The sequence below is a fragment of the Allobosea sp. UC22_33 genome, assembly GCF_042700715.1.
Classification (GTDB): Bacteria; Pseudomonadota; Alphaproteobacteria; order Rhizobiales; family Beijerinckiaceae; genus Allobosea.
Genome location: NZ_CP170556.1, coordinates 3,858,960 through 3,876,892, shown reverse-complemented (window position 1 = coordinate 3,876,892; position 17,933 = coordinate 3,858,960). Strand labels below are relative to the sequence as shown.

The window sequence follows — 17,933 nt, the reverse complement described above, 5'->3', positions numbered from 1 at the left end:
CGGTCTGCACCGCTCGGGCAACCTTATCGCGGGCTTCTAGCCCCGGGCCTGTCGCGCTTGGCGCCTCCGGTTCGGGGGGGCGTCCTCTCCTGCAATTCCCTGCGAGTTCGACCTTTTCCTGATGCCGCGCGGCTTTTCGCCCGCCGGCGGGCGCTCGCCTTTTCGATGAAAGACCTTTCCTATGACCGCCAGGCGTCCCGCCATCACCGTCACGGCCGCGGACCATGCCATGCTGAGCCGCATCGCGGCCGGCGCGGCCAACACCATGCCCGATCTCGCCGCCGAGCTGACCCATGAGCTCGACCGCGCCCGCATCCTGCCTGAGGGCCGCGTCTCGCATGATCACGCCCGCATCGGCAGCCAGATCGTCTATCGCGACGAGACCACCAAGCGGGAGAGCACCATCACGCTGGTCTGGCCTGAGCATGCCGATATCGAGAAGAACCGCATCTCGGTGATGACGCCGATCGGCGTCGCGCTGATCGGCATGGCGGCCGAGCGCTCGATCGATTGGACGACACGCTCCGGCGACGTGAAACGCCTGACGGTTCTCGAAGTGCGCGAGCCGGCGGAGGAGCAGGCAGCGTCCTGAGATCGGGCGTATTGCCTGTCCGGAAACGCGTCGTCATTCCGGCTCTTCGCTGGCGCGAAGCCCCGGAATGACGGTAGTGGTTCCTTGAAGCCCGGCCGGCTCAGGTCGAAGCGTTCTTCATCCTGAGCTTCTCTTCCCAGGCGAGCGCCTGGCCGACGATCTCCTCGAGATCGTCATGCTCCGGCTGCCAGCCAAGCTCGGCGCGGATGCGGTCTGCCCTGGCGATCAGCGAGGCCGGATCGCCAGCCCGGCGCTCCGCCAGCGTCACCGGGAAATCGATCCCTGAGACCTTCTTCACGACCTCGACGACCTGCTTCACCGAATAGCCGCGGCCATAACCGCAATTCAGCGTCAGACTCTCGCCGCCGCCGCGCAGATGGTCGAGCGCGGCCAGATGGGCGCGGGCGAGGTCGGTGACGTGGATATAATCCCGCACGCAGGTGCCGTCCGGCGTCGCGTAGTCTGTGCCGAAGACGGTGAGGCCGTCGCGCTGGCCGAGCGCCGCCTGGCTCGCCACCTTGATCAGATGGGTCGCGTTCGGCGAGGACTGGCCGGAGCGGCCCTTCGGATCGGCGCCCGCGACGTTGAAATAGCGCAGCGCCACGTAAGAGAAGCCGTGCGCCTTCGCCGCGTCCTGCAGCATCCACTCGCTCATCAGCTTGGAGCGGCCATAGGGGTTGATCGGGTTGAGCGCGATCTCCTCCGGCACCGGCGAGACCGGCGGCTCGCCATAGACGGCGGCGGTGGAGGAGAAGATGACGTGCTTGACGCCCTTGCGGGCGGCGCTTTCGATCAGCGCGCGCGTCTTCACGGTATTGTTGAAATAATAGCCGAGAGGGTCGGAAACCGATTCCGGAACCACGATCCTGGCGGCGAAATGCGCGATCTCGGTAATTTCATATTCGCCGATCAGGCCCTCGACGAGTTCCTGGTTGCCGATATCGCCCTGGACGAAGACCGCCTCGGGCGGCACCGCCCACCAGAAGCCGGTCGAGAGATTGTCGAGCACCACGACCTTCTCGCCGCGGTCGAGCAACTCCAGCACCATGTGGCTGCCGATGTAGCCGGCCCCGCCGGAAACCAATACCGCCATCGTCTTTCTCTCGCCTCACCTTCGTCAGGAACCTGACCTATCGAAAAACCGTTGACGGCTTCTCAAGGCCTGTCAGCTAATACCGCCTGATGGCCGGCAACCATGACAGTTGTACGGCCGTCCTCACCATCGCCTGGCTTCGGCAAAGGCGCCCGCGCCAATGGATTTTGCATGACGAAACGCATCCGCAAGGCCGTTCTCCCCGTCGCTGGTCTCGGCACCCGCTTCCTGCCCGCCACCAAGGCGATCCCGAAGGAGATGCTCACCATCGTCGACCGCCCGGTCGTGCAGCATGTCGTGGACGAGGCGCGCGCCGCCGGCATCGAGCATTTCATCTTCGTCACCGGCCGCAACAAGGCGGTGATCGAGGACCATTTCGACATGGCCTACGAGCTCGACGACACGCTGGCCAAGCGCAACAAGGTGAAGGAGCTGGAGGCGCTGAAGCATGACCTGCCGGCAGCCGGCGCGACCAGCTTCACCCGCCAGCAGGCGCCGCTCGGCCTCGGCCATGCCGTCTGGTGTGCGCGCGAGCTCGTCGGCGACGAGCCCTTCGCGCTGCTGCTGCCGGACATGCTGCATTACAGCCAGGGCAAGGGCTGCCTCGCCGAGATGATAGACGCCTATGACCAGCATGGCGGCAACCATATCGCGGTTGCGCCGGTGCCTGACGACCAGACCCATCAATACGGCATCGTCGCCGTCCAGGACGCCAAGGCCAAGATCTCGAAGATTACCGGCATGGTCGAGAAGCCGCCGAAGGGGACGGCGCCGTCGAACCTGCATGTCTCCGGGCGCTACATCCTGCAGCCGACGATCTTCAACCTGCTCGCCAACCAGGAGAAGGGTGCTGGCGGCGAGATCCAATTGACCGATTCGATGATCGCGCTGTCGCATCAGGAACCGTTCTACGCCGTGCGCTTCGATGGCGAGATCTACGACGCCGGCTCGAAGATCGGCTTTCTCGCGGCGAATGTAGCCTATGCGCTCGACCGCAGCGATCTCGGCCCGCAATTGCGTGCCGAGATCGAGAAGCTGCTGGAGCGCTGAGCCGCGCACACAACCATTCAACTCGCCCCTCGTCCTGAGGAGCCATTCCGAATAGGAATGGCCTCTCGAAGGATGAGGGCTTGTGTCTTGCTGACGGTGCAAAGTTGAGTGACCAGAGCCTCGTCTTCGACCGCGCGCTCGGCCGTTCGCGGCTGAGGCGCGCGCTCGCCGGCGGCTATCCGGCCTTCCTGCTGCAGCGCGCGGCCGATGATCTGGGAGAGCGGCTCGGCGCCGTGCTGCGCGAATTCGCGGTCGCGGCCGATCTCGGCACGGCCTTGCCCGTTGCCGCGCCCGTGCTCGCCGGCCGCGCCGGCCGGTTGCTGCGCATGGCTGAGGCCGAAGGGGCGCAGGCCAATCTCGTCGGCGACCTCGAAAGCCTGCCCTTCGCCGCCGGCTCGCTCGATCTCGCGGTCTCGCTGCTGGCGCTACACGGCGTCAACGACCTGCCGGGCGCGCTCATCCAGATCAAGCGGGCGCTCAAGCCCGATGGCCTGTTCATGGGCTGCCTGCTCGGCGGACGGACATTGCAGGAGCTCAGGCAGGCGCTGCTCGAAGCCGAGAGCGAGACGATGGGCGGCGTCAGTCCGCGCGTCGCGCCCTTCGCCGATCTGCGCGATCTCGGCAGCCTGTTGCAACGGGCGGGCTTCGCACTACCGGTCATCGACAGCGAGATCGTGACGGTGCGCTATCGCGACGCTTTCGGGCTGTTCCGCGATCTCAGGGCGATGGGCTGGGCCAATGCGCTCGTCGCCCGGCGCAAGACGCCGCTGCGCCGCGAGACTCTGCTGCGCGCCGCGGCGCTTTATGCCGAGCGTTTTGCCGACCCCGATGGGCGCTTGCCCGCGACCTTCGAATTCGTCTGGGTTTCCGGTTGGGCGCCGCATGAAAGCCAGCAGAAACCGCTGAAGCCCGGTTCGGCCAAGGCTCGCCTGGCCGATGCGCTCGGCGTGCCGGAGATCCGGGCGGGCGAGAAGCCGGGAGGCGAGGGATGAGCGAGCGCCAGCCGCGCCTGATGCGCGCCGATTTCCGCGTCTTCCGCGCCATTCCGACGCGCTGGCACGACAATGACGCCTATGGGCACGTCAACAATGTCGTCTATTACGGCTGGTTCGACACGGCAGTGAATGCCTGGCTGATCGAGAACGGCTTCCTCGACCTCGCCGGCAGCGAGATCGTCGGGCTCGTGGCGGAGACCGGCTGCACCTATTTCGAGAGCGTTGCCTTCCCGGAGACGGTGGAGGCCGGGATCTCAGTCGAGCGGCTCGGCAAAAGCTCTGTCACCTATCGCATCGGCATCTTCCGGCAGGGCGGCGGGCTGGCGGCGGCGCAAGGGCGGTTCACCCATGTCTATGTCGAGCGCGCGAGCCAGAAGCCCGTGCCGATTCCGGCGCCGCTCAGGGCTGCTTTGACCGCCATCCAGAGCTGAAAACACCGGCAGCGCCGGGAATCCGTTGTCTCGCGCGCCGAGGCAGGCTATGCCCCTGCCAACCCCTATCGCCGGACCGCCAGGAAGCCTGAGCCCGTGATTCCGAACGACATCAAGATCACCCCGCAGCTCGTCGCCGAGCACGGCCTGAAGCCGGACGAGTACCAGCGCTTCCTGCATCTGATCGGCCGCGAGCCGACGATCACTGAGCTCGGCATCGTCTCGGCGATGTGGAACGAGCACTGCTCCTACAAGTCCTCGAAGATTCATCTCAAGACGCTGCCGACCAAGGCGCCGTGGGTGATCCAGGGGCCGGGCGAGAATGCCGGCGTCATCGATATCGGCGAGGGCACGGCCATCGTCTTCAAGATGGAGAGCCACAACCACCCGTCCTTCATCGAGCCCTATCAGGGCGCGACGACCGGCGTCGGCGGCATCCTGCGCGACGTCTTCACGATGGGCGCGCGCCCGATCGCCGTCCTCGACGCGCTGCGCTTCGGCGATCCGGCGCATCCCAAGACCCGCCATCTCGTCTCCGGCGTCGTCGCCGGCATCGGCGGCTACGGCAATTCCTTCGGCGTGCCGAATGTCGGCGGCGCCACCGGCTTCCACACGCGCTATGACGGCAACATCCTGGTCAACGCGATGGCGGTCGGCATCGCCAAGGCCGACGAGATCTTCTACGCCAAGGCCTCCGGGGTCGGTAAGGCGATCGTCTATCTCGGTTCCAAGACCGGCCGCGACGGCATCCACGGCGCGACCATGGCCTCCGCCGAATTCGACGACAAGTCGGAGGAGAAGCGCCCGACCGTGCAGGTCGGCGACCCCTTCGCCGAGAAGCTCCTGCTCGAAGCCTGCCTCGAAATCATGGCCGCCGGCCATGTCGACGCGATCCAGGACATGGGCGCCGCCGGCCTGACCTGCTCGGCTGTCGAGATGGGCGCCAAGGGCGATCTCGGCGTCGAGCTGGACCTCGACAAGGTGCCCTGCCGCGAGGAGGGCATGAGCGCCTATGAGATGATGCTGTCGGAGAGCCAGGAGCGCATGCTCATGGTGATCAAGCCGGGCCATGAGGACGCCGCCGAGGCGATCTTCACCAAATGGGGCCTGGACTTCGCCGTCATCGGCCACACCACCGACACGCTGCGCTTCGTCGTGAAGCATCAGGGCGAGGTCATGGCCGACCTGCCGATCAAGGAACTCGGCGACGAGGCTCCGGAATACGACCGGCCCTGGATCGAGACCGCGCCGCAGCAGCGCATCGCGGCCGAGACCGTCACGCCGCCTTGCGGCAATGCGGAAGCCTTGAAGAAGCTGATCGGCTCGCCGGACCTCTCCTCCAAGCGCTGGATCTGGGAGCAGTACGACACGCTGATCCTCGGCAATTCGGCGGTGACGCCCGGCGGCGATGCCGGCGTGATCCGCATCGAGGACGGGCCGCGGGGCCTCGCCATGACAGCCGACGTGACGCCGCGCTATTGCGAAGCCGATCCGTTCGAGGGCGGCAAGCAGGCCGTGGCGGAAGCCTGGCGCAACCTGACCGCGACGGGTGCTACGCCGCTCGCCATCACCGACAACCTGAATTTCGGCAATCCCGAGAAGCCGGAAGTCATGGGCCAGCTCGTCGGCTGCATCCGCGGCATCGGCGAGGCCTGCAAGGCGCTCGACTTCCCGGTCGTCTCCGGCAACGTCTCGCTCTACAACGAGACCAACGGCGTCTCGATCCTGCCGACCCCGACCATCGGCGGCGTCGGCGTCATGGCTGATGTCACCAAGCACGCCACCGTCGCCTTCAAGGCTGAGGGCGAGGCGATCATCCTGATCGGCGATACCGCCGGCTGGCTCGGCCAGAGCGCCTATCTCGCGACCGTCTGCGGCCGCGAGGAGGGCGCCCCGCCGCCGGTCGATCTCGCGATCGAGCGCCGCAACGGCGATTTCGTGCGCGGGCTGATCGCTGGTGGCAAGGTCTCGACCTGCCATGATCTCTCGGATGGCGGCCTTGCCGTGGCGCTCGCCGAGATGGCGATGGCCAAGGGCATCGGCGCCACGATCGAGACTCTGCCGGCCGGCCCCTCTCATGCCGCGCTCTTCTGCGAGGATCAGGCGCGCTATGTCCTGGCCGTTCCAGCTGCCGAGGCCGATGCCGTGATCGCGGCGGCGAAGGCTGCCGGCGTGCCGGCGCTCGCCATAGGCAAGACGGGCGGCGCCTCGCTTGCCCTGCCGGGCGAGCCCGCTCTGGCGATCGCCGATCTCCGCAAGATTCATGAAGACTGGCTGCCGTCCTACATGGCCGGCAAGGCGGCCTGAGGAGTTCGACCCATGGCGATGGATGCCCACGAGATCGAGCGCATGATCAAGGCGGCGCTGCCGGATGCGGCGATCGAGATCAAGGATCTGGCCGGCGACGGCGACCACTATGCCGCGACCGTCGTCTCGGCCGCCTTCAAGGGCAAGACCCGGGTGCAGCAGCACCAGATGGTCTATGCCGCGCTCCAGGGGAATATGGGCGGCGTGCTGCACGCCCTTGCGCTGACGACCAGCGTTCCCCAAGATTAGAACAAAGCCATCCGACGGGCCTTGAACCCGCTCCAGGAGACGAGACGATGTCCGACGTCAATGCCCGCATCGAAGCGGAAGTGAAGAACAACGACGTGGTGCTCTTCATGAAGGGCACGCCGCAATTCCCGATGTGCGGCTTCTCCGGCCAGGTCGCGCAGATCCTCGGCTATATCGGCGTGCCCTATAAGGGCGTGAACGTGCTCGAGGACCAGGAAATCCGCGAGGGCATCAAGGCCTTCTCGAACTGGCCGACCATCCCGCAGCTCTACGTCAAGGGCGAGTTCGTCGGCGGCTGCGACATCACCCGCGAGATGTTCCAGGCCGGCGAGTTGCAGGCGCTCTTCGAAGAGAAGGGCATCGCGGTGAAGCAGGCGAGCTAAAGGCTCGCCGGGTTCAGCCTTCCGCACAGGGCGGCAGCGTCTCAAGCGCCGCCCAAAGCGTCTGTGGCAGATTGCCCTCGCGCTGGATCAGCGAGATGCAGCCGCGTCGCCCTTCTGCGACGGCTTTCGGGCGCAGGGTGGCGTTGTCGAAGACGCGCCATTGATCGACCGTATCGATATAGGCCGGCAGGTTTTCGATCGAGCGAGAGAAACGGCGGCGGACATCGGCTTCCGCAACGTTGTGGCCGCCTTCGCTGACGCGCCGGGCTATACGCGCCAGTGATACCTCCGGGCTGGCTATCAGGAAATACAACAGGTTGATGATGTAGCCGGCCTCCCGGGCGGCTGCGATCGTGCGCAGGTGCGTCTTACCCGAGAGCGTCGTCTCGATCGAGAACGAACGCTTTTCAGAGATCAGCGAGCGTGTCAGCTCCAACGCGACGCGGCCGGCGCGTTGTTGCTCAGCCGTTGGGTCGAGTGGGGAGAGGCCGCGCGCGATCTCGTCGAGATTAACGAAACGCGTGCTGCCTGAGACGGCCTTGATATGGCGGAAGGCATAGGTGGTCTTGCCGACGCCGTTGGGGCCGGCAACGATCCAGAACTGCGGCTGTGGGGTCGTCATGCCGCTTTGGCTAGCATGCGCTACCTCTTCACGCCAATCTGCGCCTCGATCTCAAGCCGCCGCGCATTGCGGATGCGCTCGGTCGAGGCCGGGTATTTCTCCAGCATCCGCTCCGGCCTGATCGGCCGGCGCACGAGGTCGCCGGCGCAGTTCGGGCAGGTGCCGGCGAAGCGCGTCTCGGCGCAATCGGCGCAGAAGGTGCATTCGAAGGTGCAGATCAGGGCATCGCGCGATTGCGGCGGCAGGTCGCGGTCGCAGCATTCGCAGTTCGGGCGCAATTGCAGCATGGCGTCGTCTCCTTCCGATGGGCCGGAAGAATGACCGCAAACCGGGCTGAAACCAGCGATTTCGCGTGATCCGACCGATCAACGGGGCGGATCGATTTTCTCGACCTCGGAATTTTGCACGGTCATCCCGGGTCTCCGCTTCGCTGCGTCCGGGATGACGGCGTGTTTGGAAGGCTGACCGCCGGCTACTTCACCAGCAGCCAGTCCTCGATCACCAGCGCGTCGAGCCCGCTCGTGTAGAACATCAGGATCGCATCCTCCGCCGTGTGCAGGATCGGCTTGCCCATGATGTTGAAGGAGGTGTTGAGGATCACCGGCACGCCCGTCAGGTCATGGAAGGCCGAGATCAGCGCGTGATAGCGCGGGTTGCGCTCGGCCGTGACGCTCTGGAGCCGGCCGGTCGCGTCCTCATGGACCACGGCCGGGACGCGGTCGCGGACCGCTTCCTTCCAGACCAGCGTGCGCTCCATATAGGGCGCATCCTGATAGTTCTCGAACCAGTCGGCGGCATGCTCGGCTAGGATCGAGGGCGCGAAGGGGCGGAAGGCCTCGCGGTACTTCACCTTGGCGTTGAGGATGTCCTTGGCGTCGGCCGGGCGCGGATCGGCGATGATCGAGCGGTTGCCGAGCGCGCGCGGCCCGAACTCGGCGCGGCCCTGCACCCAGCCGATCAGCTTGCCTTCGGTGAGCAGCTTGGCAGTAACGGGCGCAATCTCGTCGGGGGAGAGCTTGCGCAGGCGCTTCTCCCAGAGCTGCATGCGCTCGAAGGGCTCGGTCGAGACGATCGAGCCGAGATAGGGCGAGAGCGGCCCCTTCGGTGCGCGCCAGTCCGGGTTGGCCTCGGCATGGGCAAGCCAGGCGGCGCCGATCGCATTGCCGTCATCGGCCGGGGCGGAGGGCACGAACACCGTCTTGAAGCCATGGCGGCCGGCGATCTTGCCGTTGAAGGAGGAATTCAGCGCGCAGCCGCCGGCCATGACGAGGCTTTCGCTCGGGACCAGCGCAGCGGCCTCAGCCAGCAAGGCTTCCATCATCTCGGCGAAGACGTCCTGCCCGCAGCGGGCGAGATCGGCCCAGCCCTGGTCGAGCGCGTCCGCCGGCCGCTTCGCCAGGATCTCGGCGGCGACGCCCTGCACCACGTCCGCCTTGGCGAAGGAGAGCTTGTGGCCCTCGATCGAGTAGAGCTTGCGCAGCAGCGCCATCAATTCAGGATCGGTCTTGCCGTAGGGGGCGAGCCCCATGATCTTCCATTCCTCGCCCTTGGCCTGGTCGAAACCGGCGAGGTCGGTGACGAGCCCGAAATAGAAGCCGATCGATTCGCGTCCGCGATGGCGCTTCACTTCGCGGAGCTTGCCGTTCTCCAGCGCGAAGATGGCCGAGGCCCCGGTCTCGCCCATGCCGTCGACGACGAGACAGGCGGCGCTATCGAAGGGCGAGGACCAGCAGGCATAGGCGGCGTGGCTGAGATGGTGGCCGTAGCGCTTGAGGCCGGTGACATTGGCCTTGCCATAGGCGCGGTCGAGCCCCAGCAACACGCCCATGCCGGCGCGCTGCTGGCCGAGATGCAGCGAGGCGATCAGCGCGCGCTCGGTTCGTTCCGGCACCAGCGAACGGTTGAGTTCGGGCGAGAGCTTGAGCAGCGCATCCAGCGTGAAGGAGCCGGCGCGGGCCATCTGGTCGAGGAAGCCGGTGAAATCCTCGCCCCAGCTCGTGGCGATGCGGACCTCGGCATCCCCGGGGATATAGCGCTTGAGCAGGCCTTCCATGCGCGGCGCCGAATCCGGCTCGCAGTTCGGCGCGCGCTTGTATTGGAGGTAGCGCTCGGTCGCTTCCGCGAAGAGCACCTCGCCATCGGGACCGATGATCGCGATGGCGGGATCGTGGAAGGTGGTGGCAAGGCCGATCGTATAGGTCATGCCCTGCCTTACCCTTGTCGGCGCCCTCAGCCAATTGGATTGAGCGGAGAGCGCGACAGGGTGACGCGGCGCCGGACTATTTCGCGGCGAAGGCGATGCTGGCCGCGACCTTCTCGATGCCGGCCTTGACGCCGTCATAGGCGCTGGCCGGGGCGATCGCGATCAGCCTGACGAAGCGTCCGTCGGTGCCCACCGCCATGTACTGCGCGAAGCGCTTCTCGGTGCCGCGATCCGTGGCCGTGCCCGAAAGCAGGATGCCTAGCGCACCGGCGAAGGTCACGCGCTCGCGCGCCGTGATCACTGCGGTTTCGAGGTTCTTGGTCTGCTTGAGCAGGGCTTCGGCGCCGGCCTCGAGCTTGTCGGCCGGGATCGGCGCGGAAAGCTGATAGGCAACGACGATGATCGGCTGCGTGCCGGAGGGGTCGACATCGAGCGGGCCGGCCGTCATCAGCACGCCGGAACCGCCGAGCGTATCGAGGATCCGGAACGGCTCGGCGGCGGCGACCGTGAAGGGCAGGGCCTTGAGCTTGTCGGCGATGCTGGGCGGGGCGCCGAGCGAGACCGTCTTGAGCATCGCGACGATGTCGTCGGGATCGAGATCGGCGCCATCCGGCGACTGGACGGTGATCATCACGGTCTTCTCGCCCTTCAGCAGCACGATCCACTTGTCGTAGCTCGTGCCGTTCGCCTCCTGGCTGCCGGTGATCAGCGGGGCGGGGCCGGCGCCGGTCTCGATGGTTTCGATGTCGTCGACGGTGATGTTCTGGCGGGCGAAGTTTGCCTTGGCTTTTTCGCGGTCGGCGAAGAGCGGGGCGAGCTGGTCATGGGCCTGCGGCGGCAGTTCGACGATGAGGAGCGAGGCCTTGGTGCTCGCGCTCTCCAGCCCGGCGAAGGTCGTCGACGGGGTGAAACCGTCGAGCGGGACGATCGAAACGGTCGTGCCGGTGATGACCTTGCGGTCCTGGGCCTGGGCGAGCCCGAGGCCGGCGCCGAGCAGGGACACGGCGAGAAGGCAGCGCAGAAGCGCCGCGCGGAAGGTGGATATATTCAAGATTGAAGACCTCGCTTACGACGGATGCTACCTCCCACCGTCGCGCAATAAGCCCGCGCGGTTCACGGCCGTCAATCAGCGGCCGATGGCGGCCTTCATCAGCGCCTTCGCGTCAATGCTCGCCCAGTCGGCCGGACCCTGGATGATGCCGAGCTCGCAGCCGGCCTTGTCGACGATGAGGCTGACCGGCATGCCCTCGACCTTGTGGGCGGCGCGCAGAGCCTGAAAGGTCGCGGCCTGCGGATCGCCGTAGAAGGGCAGGGCGGTGATCCGGTTATCGGCGAGCCAGGTCTTCGGCTTGTCGAGATTGCGCGTGTCGATATTGATCGCGACGACTGCGAAATCCGGCCCACCCATCTCCTTCTGCAGAGCGTCGAGCGAGGGCATCTCCTTCAGGCAGGGAGCGCACCAGGTCGCCCAGAGGTTGACCAGCAGGGTCTTGCCCTTGAGCGCGGCAAGCGTCGTCGGCTGGCCGTCCGGACCGGTGAAGGCAAGTGCCGGCGCCGGCTGCGGGTTGGTGCGCAGTTCGACGGCCGCGACCTCGCCCGTGATAAGCGGCTTCATGCGAGCGGCCGCCGTGCGTGCCGCGCTGCATGATCCGTTGCCGGCATCGCCCCGGACGGAGTAGAAGGCGGCTACGCCAGCGAGGCCGAGCGCCGCCACGACCCCGAGGGCCAGTCCGATCTTTTTTCCAGACGTCATTATGCGTCCTCAAAAGCAGGAAAGACCGTCGTGAGCAATCGCATGTGGGGTGGGCGTTTCGCCACAGGTCCCGACGCCATCATGGAGGAGATCAATGCCTCCATCGATTTCGACAGGAAGCTCTGGCGCCAGGATATCCGCGGCTCGCTGGCGCATGCGGCCATGCTGGCCGAGACCGGCATCCTGACCAAGGAGGATGTCGCGACGATCACCGCCGGCCTGAAAAAGGTCGAGGGCGAGATCGAGAGCGGCGCCTTCACGTTCTCGCGGGCGCTCGAAGACGTCCACATGAACATCGAGTCCAATCTCAAGGACAAGATCGGCCTTGCCGCCGGCCGCCTGCATACCGCCCGCTCGCGCAACGACCAGGTCGCGACCGATATGCGGCTCTGGGTGCGCGATACGCTCGACGAGATCGACGGCCAGATGGCCGATCTCCAGCAGGCGCTGGCCGAGAAGGCCGAAGCTTACGCCGGCGCGGTGATGCCGGGCTTCACCCATCTGCAATCGGCGCAGCCGGTCACCTTCGGCCATCACCTGCTCGCCTATGTCGAGATGCTCGGCCGCGACCGCAGCCGCATCCGCGACGCCCGCGCCCGCCTCAACGAATGCCCGCTCGGCGCTGCCGCGCTCGCCGGCACCTCCTTCCCGATCGACCGGCACATGACGGCGAAGGCGCTCGGCTTCGACCGGCCGACCGCGAATTCGCTCGATTCGGTCTCGGACCGCGATTTCGTGCTGGAGACGCTCTCGGCGGCCTCGATCTGCGCGATGCATCTCTCGCGCTTCGCCGAGGAGATCGTGCTGTGGTCGACGCCGCAATTCGGTTTCGTCCGGCTCTCGGACGCTTTCTCGACGGGCTCGTCGATCATGCCGCAGAAGCGCAATCCCGACGCGGCCGAGCTGGTGCGCGGCAAGGCTGGGCGCGTCTTCGGTGCGCTGCAGGGCCTGCTGACGATGATGAAGGGCCTGCCGCTGACCTATTCGAAGGACATGCAGGAGGACAAGGAAGGCACGTTCGACGCGCTCCAGACGCTGTCGCTCTGCCTCGCCGCGACCGCCGGCATGGTCCGCGACATGCAGCCCGATCTCAAGGTGATGAAGAAGGCCGCCGGCCTCGGCTACGCCACCGCGACCGATCTCGCCGACTGGCTGGTGCGCGTGCTGAAGATGCCGTTCCGCGACGCGCATCATGTCACCGGCCGTCTCGTCGGTATCGCCTCGGAGAAGAAGGTCGGGCTGGAGAAGCTCTCGCTCGCCGAGATGCAGGCGGTCGAACCGCAGATCACCGATGCCGTCTTCGCCGTGCTCGGCGTCGACCAGTCGGTGAAGAGCCGCGTTAGCTACGGCGGCACGGCCCCGGCCAATGTCCGCAAGCAGGCCAGGCGCTGGCTGAAGCAGCTCGCGAAAGGCTGAGGTCTGGCGATATCTGCTCGCAGCAGCTCACCGTTGTCATTCCGGGGCGCGCCGTAGGCGCGAACCCGGAATCCACGACTGGGCGCGCGGTCTGCAACGGGCAATTGATGCCTCACCTAGTCGTGGGTTCCGGGTTCTTCGCTACGCGAAGCCCCGGAATGACAGAGGGGTGTCACAAGCGCTCGCGCTCCGCCGCATCCTCCGCTAAGGTCCCGCCACGTTTCGCCCGAGGGTTCGTTTTCGTGCTTGATTCCCGCCTGAAACTTGGCCGCACCTTGCTGGTTGTCGGTCTGCTGGCCGTTGCGCTCGCCGCCTGCGGGCGCAAGGGGCCGCTGGAGGCGCCGCCCAATGCCACCGGCGCCATCGACCTGCCGGACGACCAGATCGGCGCCAAGGAGAACGATCCCGCCTCGCTGGGCTCGGCCTCCGTGCTGGCCAAGCCGACCAAGGCGAACAAGGCGATCACCGTGCCGGACAAGCCTTTCGCCCTCGATCCGCTGATGTGATTCCGGTTTCCTCGCGGCCGCCCCGGGCGACCGAAGGGAGGTCCGGGATCCATGCCTGAGCGCTGCCTTCGAAGGGGTCCGGAATGGATCCTGGCTCCACGCTTCGCTCCGGCCGGGATGACGGCGTGAATTTCAGCAAGTCTTTCAGGGTCAATCCCATGCATCATTTCGCCTATCGCGACGGCTCGCTTCATGCCGAGGGTGTCGATCTCCAGCGGATCGCGGCCGAGGTCGGCACGCCGGTCTATGTCTATTCGAGCGCGACGATCGAGCGGCACTACAAGCTGTTCGAGGCGGCGATGAAGACGACTGCGCCGGCCGGCAAGGCCCATGTCTTCTACGCCATGAAGGCGAACGGCAATCTCGGCGTGCTGAAGACGCTGGGTGCGCTCGGCGCCGGCATCGACACCGTCTCGGAAGGCGAGGTGCGCAAGGCGCTCGCCGCCGGCATCCCGCCCGAGAAGATCGTGTTCTCGGGCGTCGGCAAGAGCGAGCAGGAATTGCGCTTCGCGGTCGAAGCCGGGCTCTACCAGGTCAATATCGAGAGCGAGAGCGAGCTCGACCTGCTCTCCAAGGTCGCAAGCCAGCTCGGCAAGCGGCAGGAGGCGGTGTTCCGGGTCAATCCCGATATCGGCGCCGGCGGCCATGCCAAGATCACGACCGGCTCCTCGGAGAACAAGTTCGGCGTCTCCTTCGAGGAGGTCGGACGGCTCTATGCGCGGGCGGCCAATATGCAGGGCGTGCGGATCATGGGGCTTGCCGTCCATATCGGCAGCCAGATCCGCGAGATCGATGCCTTCGAGGCGGCCTATACCAAGATGGTCGCGCTGGTCGGCGACCTGAAGGGCGAGGGTCACCGGGTCGACCGGCTCGATCTCGGCGGCGGGCTCGGCATCCCCTACGATATTCCGAAGACCTTCGATTATGGGCCGGGGCTGATCGATGCCTATGCCGCGATGGTCGCCAAGGTGACGAAGGGGCTCGATGTCGAGCTCGGCTTCGAGCCCGGGCGCCTGATCGTCGGCAATGCCGGCGTCCTGCTGACGCGGGTGCTGCATCTCAACGCGCGCCCGACCAAGCAGTTCCTTGTCGTCGACGCGGCGATGAACGATCTCGTCCGGCCGGCGATGTACGAGGCCTATCACGAGATCTGGCCGGTGACGGAGCCCGAGATCGGCGGGCCGGAAGCGGCTTACGACGTGGTCGGGCCGATCTGCGAATCGGGCGACACCTTCACCACCGGGCGCAAGCTGCCGCAATTGCGCCAGAACGATCTCATCGCCTTCATGACGGCCGGTGCCTATGGCGCCTCGATGTCCTCGACCTATAACCAGCGCCTGCTGGTGGCCGAGGTCATGGTCAAGGGCGACCAATACGCCGTGACGCGCCCGCGCCAGAGCTATGAGGAGCTCCTCGGCACGGACAAGCTGCCAGGCTGGTTTGGCTGATCGGCCCAATCCCGCGCCGCTCCGTTCACGAAAGGCGGAGCGTTGTGCGTTGGCGGCTCTTCGCGCTGGCAATGCCACATTCCCGTGCTAGCCTGATTTGGTCAGGCGAGTTCAGACAGGAATGGGGGCTGCCCGGAGCGATGGCATGAGCGAGGCAGAGCGCCGCAAGGCGCCCGACACGATCGACGGCATCCGGCAGCGGCTCAGCCGTCTCGCGCTGGCCTCGCGCCTGTCGCTCGGCTGGGAACGGCTGTGGCCGCGGCTGTGGATACCGCTCGGTGTCGTCCTCGCCTTCCTCGCCGTGTCCTGGTTCGGCCTGTGGACCTATCTGCCCTGGTATGGGCGTGTCGTCGGCGTCCTGGCCTTTGCCGGGGCCTTCGCCGCCAGCCTCTGGCATGTCGCCCGCCTCGTCCCGCCGACGCATCGCGACGCGCTGACGCGGCTCGACCGGTCCGTCGTCGACGGTCATCGCCCAGCTTCGTCATTGGAGGACAGTCTCGCGATCGGCTCGGCCGATCCGGTCTCGCAGGCCCTGTGGAAGCTGCATGTCGAGCGCCAGAGCCAGCAGGTCGCGGCGTTGCGCGTGCAGCCGCCGCAGCCGCGCATGGCCGGGCATGATCGGCGGGCGCTGCGCGCCGTGCCGCTGCTCGCCGCGATCACCGGCTTCTTCGTCGCCGGGCCCGAGGTCACGCAGCGCCTGTCTGCCGCCTTCGACTGGAAGGGGCCGTCCGCCATCGCCGCCTCGACCCGGATCGACGCTTGGATCGATCCGCCCGCCTATACGCGGCTGCCGCCGATCCTGATCGATTTCGCCAAGCTGGCGAGCCCGCATCTGAGCGTGCCCGAGAAATCGGTCATCGTCGTGCGCATCGCCGGCAAGGCCAACATGGATGTCGCCACGACCGGCCGGCTCGACCTGATCAAGCCGGAAGCGAAGGAGGGCGAAGCCAAGGAGGGCCAGGCCAAGCCCGCTCAGCCGACCGGGCCGCAGCAGGCGGTTCTGGAGAAGCGCTTCACGCTCGCCGGCAATGGCACGCTGAAGCTCACCGGCAGCGGTGCGCCCGGCACCACGCTCAATATCACCTCGGTCGCCGACCAGCCGCCGACCATCGCCTTCACCGATCCGCCGAAGCCGGTCACCGGCGCGCAATCCGGTGGGCTCGCCATCACCTACAAGGCCAAGGACGATTACGGGATCGCCTCGATCGAGGTGAATGTCTCGCGGCCCGACGTCGCCAAGGGCGGGCGCTCGCTGGTCGATCCGCCGAAGCAGAATCTCGCCGTGCCGTCCTCCGCCTCGGGCGAGGAGGAGAACAAGAGCACGGTCGATTTCTCGGCCCATCCCTGGGCCGGCGCCAAGGTCAGGATGGTGCTGATCGCCAAGGACGAGGCCGGACAGGAGGGCCGCAGCGAGCCGCTGGAGGTCGTGCTGCCGCAGCGCACCTTCACCAAGCCGCTGGCCAAGGCGCTGGTCGAGCAGCGCCGCAAGCTCGTCATGGATGTCGAGGACCGCTCCAAGGTGCAGCTCGCCATGGATGCGCTGATGATCGAGCCCGGCCTCTTCATGAAGGAGCCCGGCGTCTATCTAGGCATGCGCATGCTGGCCGAGCGCCTGCGCCGGGCCGGTGGCGACGACGCCTTGCGCGAGGTTTCCGAGTTGATGTGGGCGATGGCGCTCCAGCTCGAGGACGGCGACATGTCCGATGCCGAGCGAGCGCTGCGTCAGGCGCAGGAGAACCTGCAGCAGGCATTGGAGCGCGGCGCTTCCGAGGAGGAGATCAAGAAGCTCACCGACGAGATGCGCCGGGCCATGGACAATTTCATGCGCCAGCTCGCCGAGCAGATGATGCGCCAGCAACAGCAGAACGGCGAGCGCGACCAGGCCCGCCTGCCGGAGAATTTCCGCACGGTGACGCCGCGCGACCTGCAGAACATGCTCGACCGCATCGAGGAACTCTCGAAGCGCGGCGACATGGCCGAGGCGCAGCGCCTGATGGAAGAGCTCAACCGGATGCTCAACAATCTCCAGATGGCGCGTCCGGGCCAGCAGGACCCGCGCCAGCGCGAGATGAACCAGGCGCTGGGTGATCTCGACCGGATGACGCGTGACCAGCAGAACCTGCGCGACGAGACCTATCAGAACGAGCAGCGCCGCCAGCAGGGACAGGGCCAGACCCAGCGTGGCCAGCGCCCGGGCCAGCAGCAGGCGCGCCCCGGCCAGCGCCAGCAGGGCCAGCAAGGGCAGCGCGGCCAACAGGGTCAGCAGGGACAACGCGGCCAGCAGCCGGGGCAGCAGCCCGGCGAGCAGGGTGAGGACGGCGAAGGCGGCGAGGGCATGCAGGGCCAGAACGGCCAGGGGCAGGGACAGGGCCTGTCGCAGCGCCAGCAGGCCCTGCGCGAGCGATTGCAGGACTTGCAGCGGCGGATGCGCGGCATGGGCGCGCCGCAGAACGGCGAGCTCGACGAGGCCGAGGACGCGATGCGCGAGGCCGAAGGGCAGCTCGGTCAGGGGCAGGGCGAGGGCGCTCTCGACGCGCAGGGGCGTGCGCTGGAGGCGTTGCGCAAGGGCGGGCAGAACCTCGCCCAGCAGATGCAGCAGGGTCAGCCCGGAGAGGGCGAAGGCGAGGGACAGGCCTATGGCGAGCCGGACGGGCGCCAGCAGGGCCGGCCTTCGGCGCAGCAGCGCGGCAGCGAGGACCCGCTCGGCCGGCCGCAGCGCCAGCGCGACTGGGCCGATGGCCGGGTCAAGGTGCCGGGCGCCGACGAGAGCGCGACCCAGCGGGCACGGCGCATCCTGGAAGAGCTGCGCAAGCGGCTCGGCGATCCCCTGCGCCCAACGGAAGAGCTGGACTATCTGGAGCGGCTGCTCAGGCGGAATTGAGCGG

Annotated in this window: 17 protein-coding genes; 11 read left to right on the top strand and 6 right to left on the bottom strand. The window is 67.0% G+C overall.

What is annotated here, in order from left to right:
* Window positions 1-181: 181 nt before the first annotated feature.
* Window positions 182-592 carry a nucleoside diphosphate kinase regulator gene (gene rnk / locus ACFJGT_RS18910; RefSeq protein ID WP_377840919.1) on the top strand — a complete coding sequence of 137 codons (411 nt, stop codon included), beginning with the start codon at window positions 182-184 and terminating at the stop codon, window positions 590-592.
* A 100-nt stretch (window positions 593-692) separates the two neighbouring features.
* On the opposite strand, the gene galE is transcribed toward rnk, so the two are convergent.
* On the bottom strand, window positions 693-1,685 hold the full coding sequence (gene galE, locus ACFJGT_RS18905; protein WP_377840916.1) for a UDP-glucose 4-epimerase GalE: 993 nt from the start codon (window positions 1,683-1,685) through the stop codon (window positions 693-695).
* A gap of 171 nt (window positions 1,686-1,856) precedes the next feature.
* Here galE and galU point away from each other — a divergent pair, with 171 nt between their 5' ends.
* The 6 genes from galU (at window position 1,857) to grxD (ending at window position 7,100) form a co-directional block, all read left to right on the top strand.
* Complete coding sequence (gene galU, locus ACFJGT_RS18900) at window positions 1,857-2,735, top strand: UTP--glucose-1-phosphate uridylyltransferase GalU (RefSeq protein ID WP_377840914.1); 879 nt, start codon at window positions 1,857-1,859, stop codon at window positions 2,733-2,735.
* 104 nt (window positions 2,736-2,839) lie between these two features.
* Window positions 2,840-3,727 (top strand): methyltransferase domain-containing protein, encoded by an 888-nt coding sequence (locus ACFJGT_RS18895; protein ID WP_377840911.1) that lies wholly within the window; start codon window positions 2,840-2,842, stop codon window positions 3,725-3,727.
* Complete coding sequence (locus ACFJGT_RS18890) at window positions 3,724-4,161, top strand: acyl-CoA thioesterase (protein WP_377840909.1); 438 nt, start codon at window positions 3,724-3,726, stop codon at window positions 4,159-4,161. Before ACFJGT_RS18895 ends, ACFJGT_RS18890 begins: the two co-directional genes overlap by 4 nt.
* A gap of 96 nt (window positions 4,162-4,257) precedes the next feature.
* Entirely contained in the window at window positions 4,258-6,468 is a 2,211-nt protein-coding gene (gene purL, locus ACFJGT_RS18885; protein ID WP_377840907.1) for a phosphoribosylformylglycinamidine synthase subunit PurL, read from the top strand.
* A gap of 12 nt (window positions 6,469-6,480) precedes the next feature.
* Window positions 6,481-6,717, top strand: a complete 237-nt coding sequence (locus ACFJGT_RS18880; protein WP_061970071.1) for a BolA family protein — start codon at window positions 6,481-6,483, stop codon at window positions 6,715-6,717.
* A 47-nt stretch (window positions 6,718-6,764) separates the two neighbouring features.
* Complete coding sequence (grxD, locus tag ACFJGT_RS18875) at window positions 6,765-7,100, top strand: Grx4 family monothiol glutaredoxin (RefSeq protein WP_091856942.1); 336 nt, start codon at window positions 6,765-6,767, stop codon at window positions 7,098-7,100.
* 13 nt (window positions 7,101-7,113) lie between these two features.
* On the opposite strand, the gene ACFJGT_RS18870 is transcribed toward grxD, so the two are convergent.
* The 5 genes from ACFJGT_RS18870 to ACFJGT_RS18850 all read right to left on the bottom strand — a co-directional run bounded on the left by ACFJGT_RS18870 (window position 7,114) and on the right by ACFJGT_RS18850 (window position 11,678).
* Window positions 7,114-7,722 (bottom strand): AAA family ATPase, encoded by a 609-nt coding sequence (locus ACFJGT_RS18870; protein ID WP_377840901.1) that lies wholly within the window; start codon window positions 7,720-7,722, stop codon window positions 7,114-7,116.
* Between the two features lie 20 nt (window positions 7,723-7,742).
* Window positions 7,743-8,009, bottom strand: a complete 267-nt coding sequence (locus ACFJGT_RS18865) for a DUF1272 domain-containing protein (RefSeq protein WP_377840899.1) — start codon at window positions 8,007-8,009, stop codon at window positions 7,743-7,745.
* A 185-nt stretch (window positions 8,010-8,194) separates the two neighbouring features.
* Window positions 8,195-9,925, bottom strand: a complete 1,731-nt coding sequence (locus tag ACFJGT_RS18860; protein ID WP_377840896.1) for a carbamoyltransferase — start codon at window positions 9,923-9,925, stop codon at window positions 8,195-8,197.
* 76 nt (window positions 9,926-10,001) lie between these two features.
* Window positions 10,002-10,976, bottom strand: coding sequence for a hypothetical protein (locus tag ACFJGT_RS18855; protein WP_377840894.1), 975 nt, complete (start codon window positions 10,974-10,976; stop codon window positions 10,002-10,004).
* 75 nt (window positions 10,977-11,051) lie between these two features.
* Window positions 11,052-11,678, bottom strand: a complete 627-nt coding sequence (locus ACFJGT_RS18850) for a TlpA family protein disulfide reductase (RefSeq protein ID WP_377840891.1) — start codon at window positions 11,676-11,678, stop codon at window positions 11,052-11,054.
* Window positions 11,679-11,708: 30 nt separating this feature from the next.
* Here ACFJGT_RS18850 and argH point away from each other — a divergent pair, with 30 nt between their 5' ends.
* The 4 genes from argH (at window position 11,709) to ACFJGT_RS18830 (ending at window position 17,929) form a co-directional block, all read left to right on the top strand.
* Window positions 11,709-13,094, top strand: a complete 1,386-nt coding sequence (gene argH / locus ACFJGT_RS18845; protein ID WP_377840889.1) for an argininosuccinate lyase — start codon at window positions 11,709-11,711, stop codon at window positions 13,092-13,094.
* 242 nt (window positions 13,095-13,336) lie between these two features.
* Window positions 13,337-13,600 (top strand): lipoprotein, encoded by a 264-nt coding sequence (locus tag ACFJGT_RS18840; RefSeq protein WP_377840887.1) that lies wholly within the window; start codon window positions 13,337-13,339, stop codon window positions 13,598-13,600.
* Window positions 13,601-13,758: 158 nt separating this feature from the next.
* Window positions 13,759-15,048 carry a diaminopimelate decarboxylase gene (lysA, locus tag ACFJGT_RS18835; RefSeq protein ID WP_377849016.1) on the top strand — a complete coding sequence of 430 codons (1,290 nt, stop codon included), beginning with the start codon at window positions 13,759-13,761 and terminating at the stop codon, window positions 15,046-15,048.
* Between the two features lie 145 nt (window positions 15,049-15,193).
* Complete coding sequence (locus ACFJGT_RS18830) at window positions 15,194-17,929, top strand: TIGR02302 family protein (protein WP_377840884.1); 2,736 nt, start codon at window positions 15,194-15,196, stop codon at window positions 17,927-17,929.
* The last annotated feature ends 4 nt before the right edge of the window (window positions 17,930-17,933 follow it).

Excerpts from the sequence above, each read along its gene's own strand:
- rnk (WP_377840919.1), top strand. The coding sequence starts at position 182 with ATGACCGCCAGGCGTCCCGCCATCACCGTCACGGCCGCGGACCATGCC.
- galE (WP_377840916.1), bottom strand. The coding sequence starts at position 1,685 with ATGGCGGTATTGGTTTCCGGCGGGGCCGGCTACATCGGCAGCCACATG.
- galU (WP_377840914.1), top strand. The coding sequence starts at position 1,857 with ATGACGAAACGCATCCGCAAGGCCGTTCTCCCCGTCGCTGGTCTCGGC.
- ACFJGT_RS18890 (WP_377840909.1), top strand. The coding sequence starts at position 3,724 with ATGAGCGAGCGCCAGCCGCGCCTGATGCGCGCCGATTTCCGCGTCTTC.
- ACFJGT_RS18880 (WP_061970071.1), top strand. The coding sequence starts at position 6,481 with ATGGCGATGGATGCCCACGAGATCGAGCGCATGATCAAGGCGGCGCTG.
- grxD (WP_091856942.1), top strand. The coding sequence starts at position 6,765 with ATGTCCGACGTCAATGCCCGCATCGAAGCGGAAGTGAAGAACAACGAC.
- ACFJGT_RS18870 (WP_377840901.1), bottom strand. The coding sequence starts at position 7,722 with ATGACGACCCCACAGCCGCAGTTCTGGATCGTTGCCGGCCCCAACGGC.
- ACFJGT_RS18865 (WP_377840899.1), bottom strand. The coding sequence starts at position 8,009 with ATGCTGCAATTGCGCCCGAACTGCGAATGCTGCGACCGCGACCTGCCG.
- ACFJGT_RS18860 (WP_377840896.1), bottom strand. The coding sequence starts at position 9,925 with ATGACCTATACGATCGGCCTTGCCACCACCTTCCACGATCCCGCCATC.
- ACFJGT_RS18850 (WP_377840891.1), bottom strand. The coding sequence starts at position 11,678 with ATGACGTCTGGAAAAAAGATCGGACTGGCCCTCGGGGTCGTGGCGGCG.
- lysA (WP_377849016.1), top strand. The coding sequence starts at position 13,759 with ATGCATCATTTCGCCTATCGCGACGGCTCGCTTCATGCCGAGGGTGTC.
- ACFJGT_RS18830 (WP_377840884.1), top strand. The coding sequence starts at position 15,194 with ATGAGCGAGGCAGAGCGCCGCAAGGCGCCCGACACGATCGACGGCATC.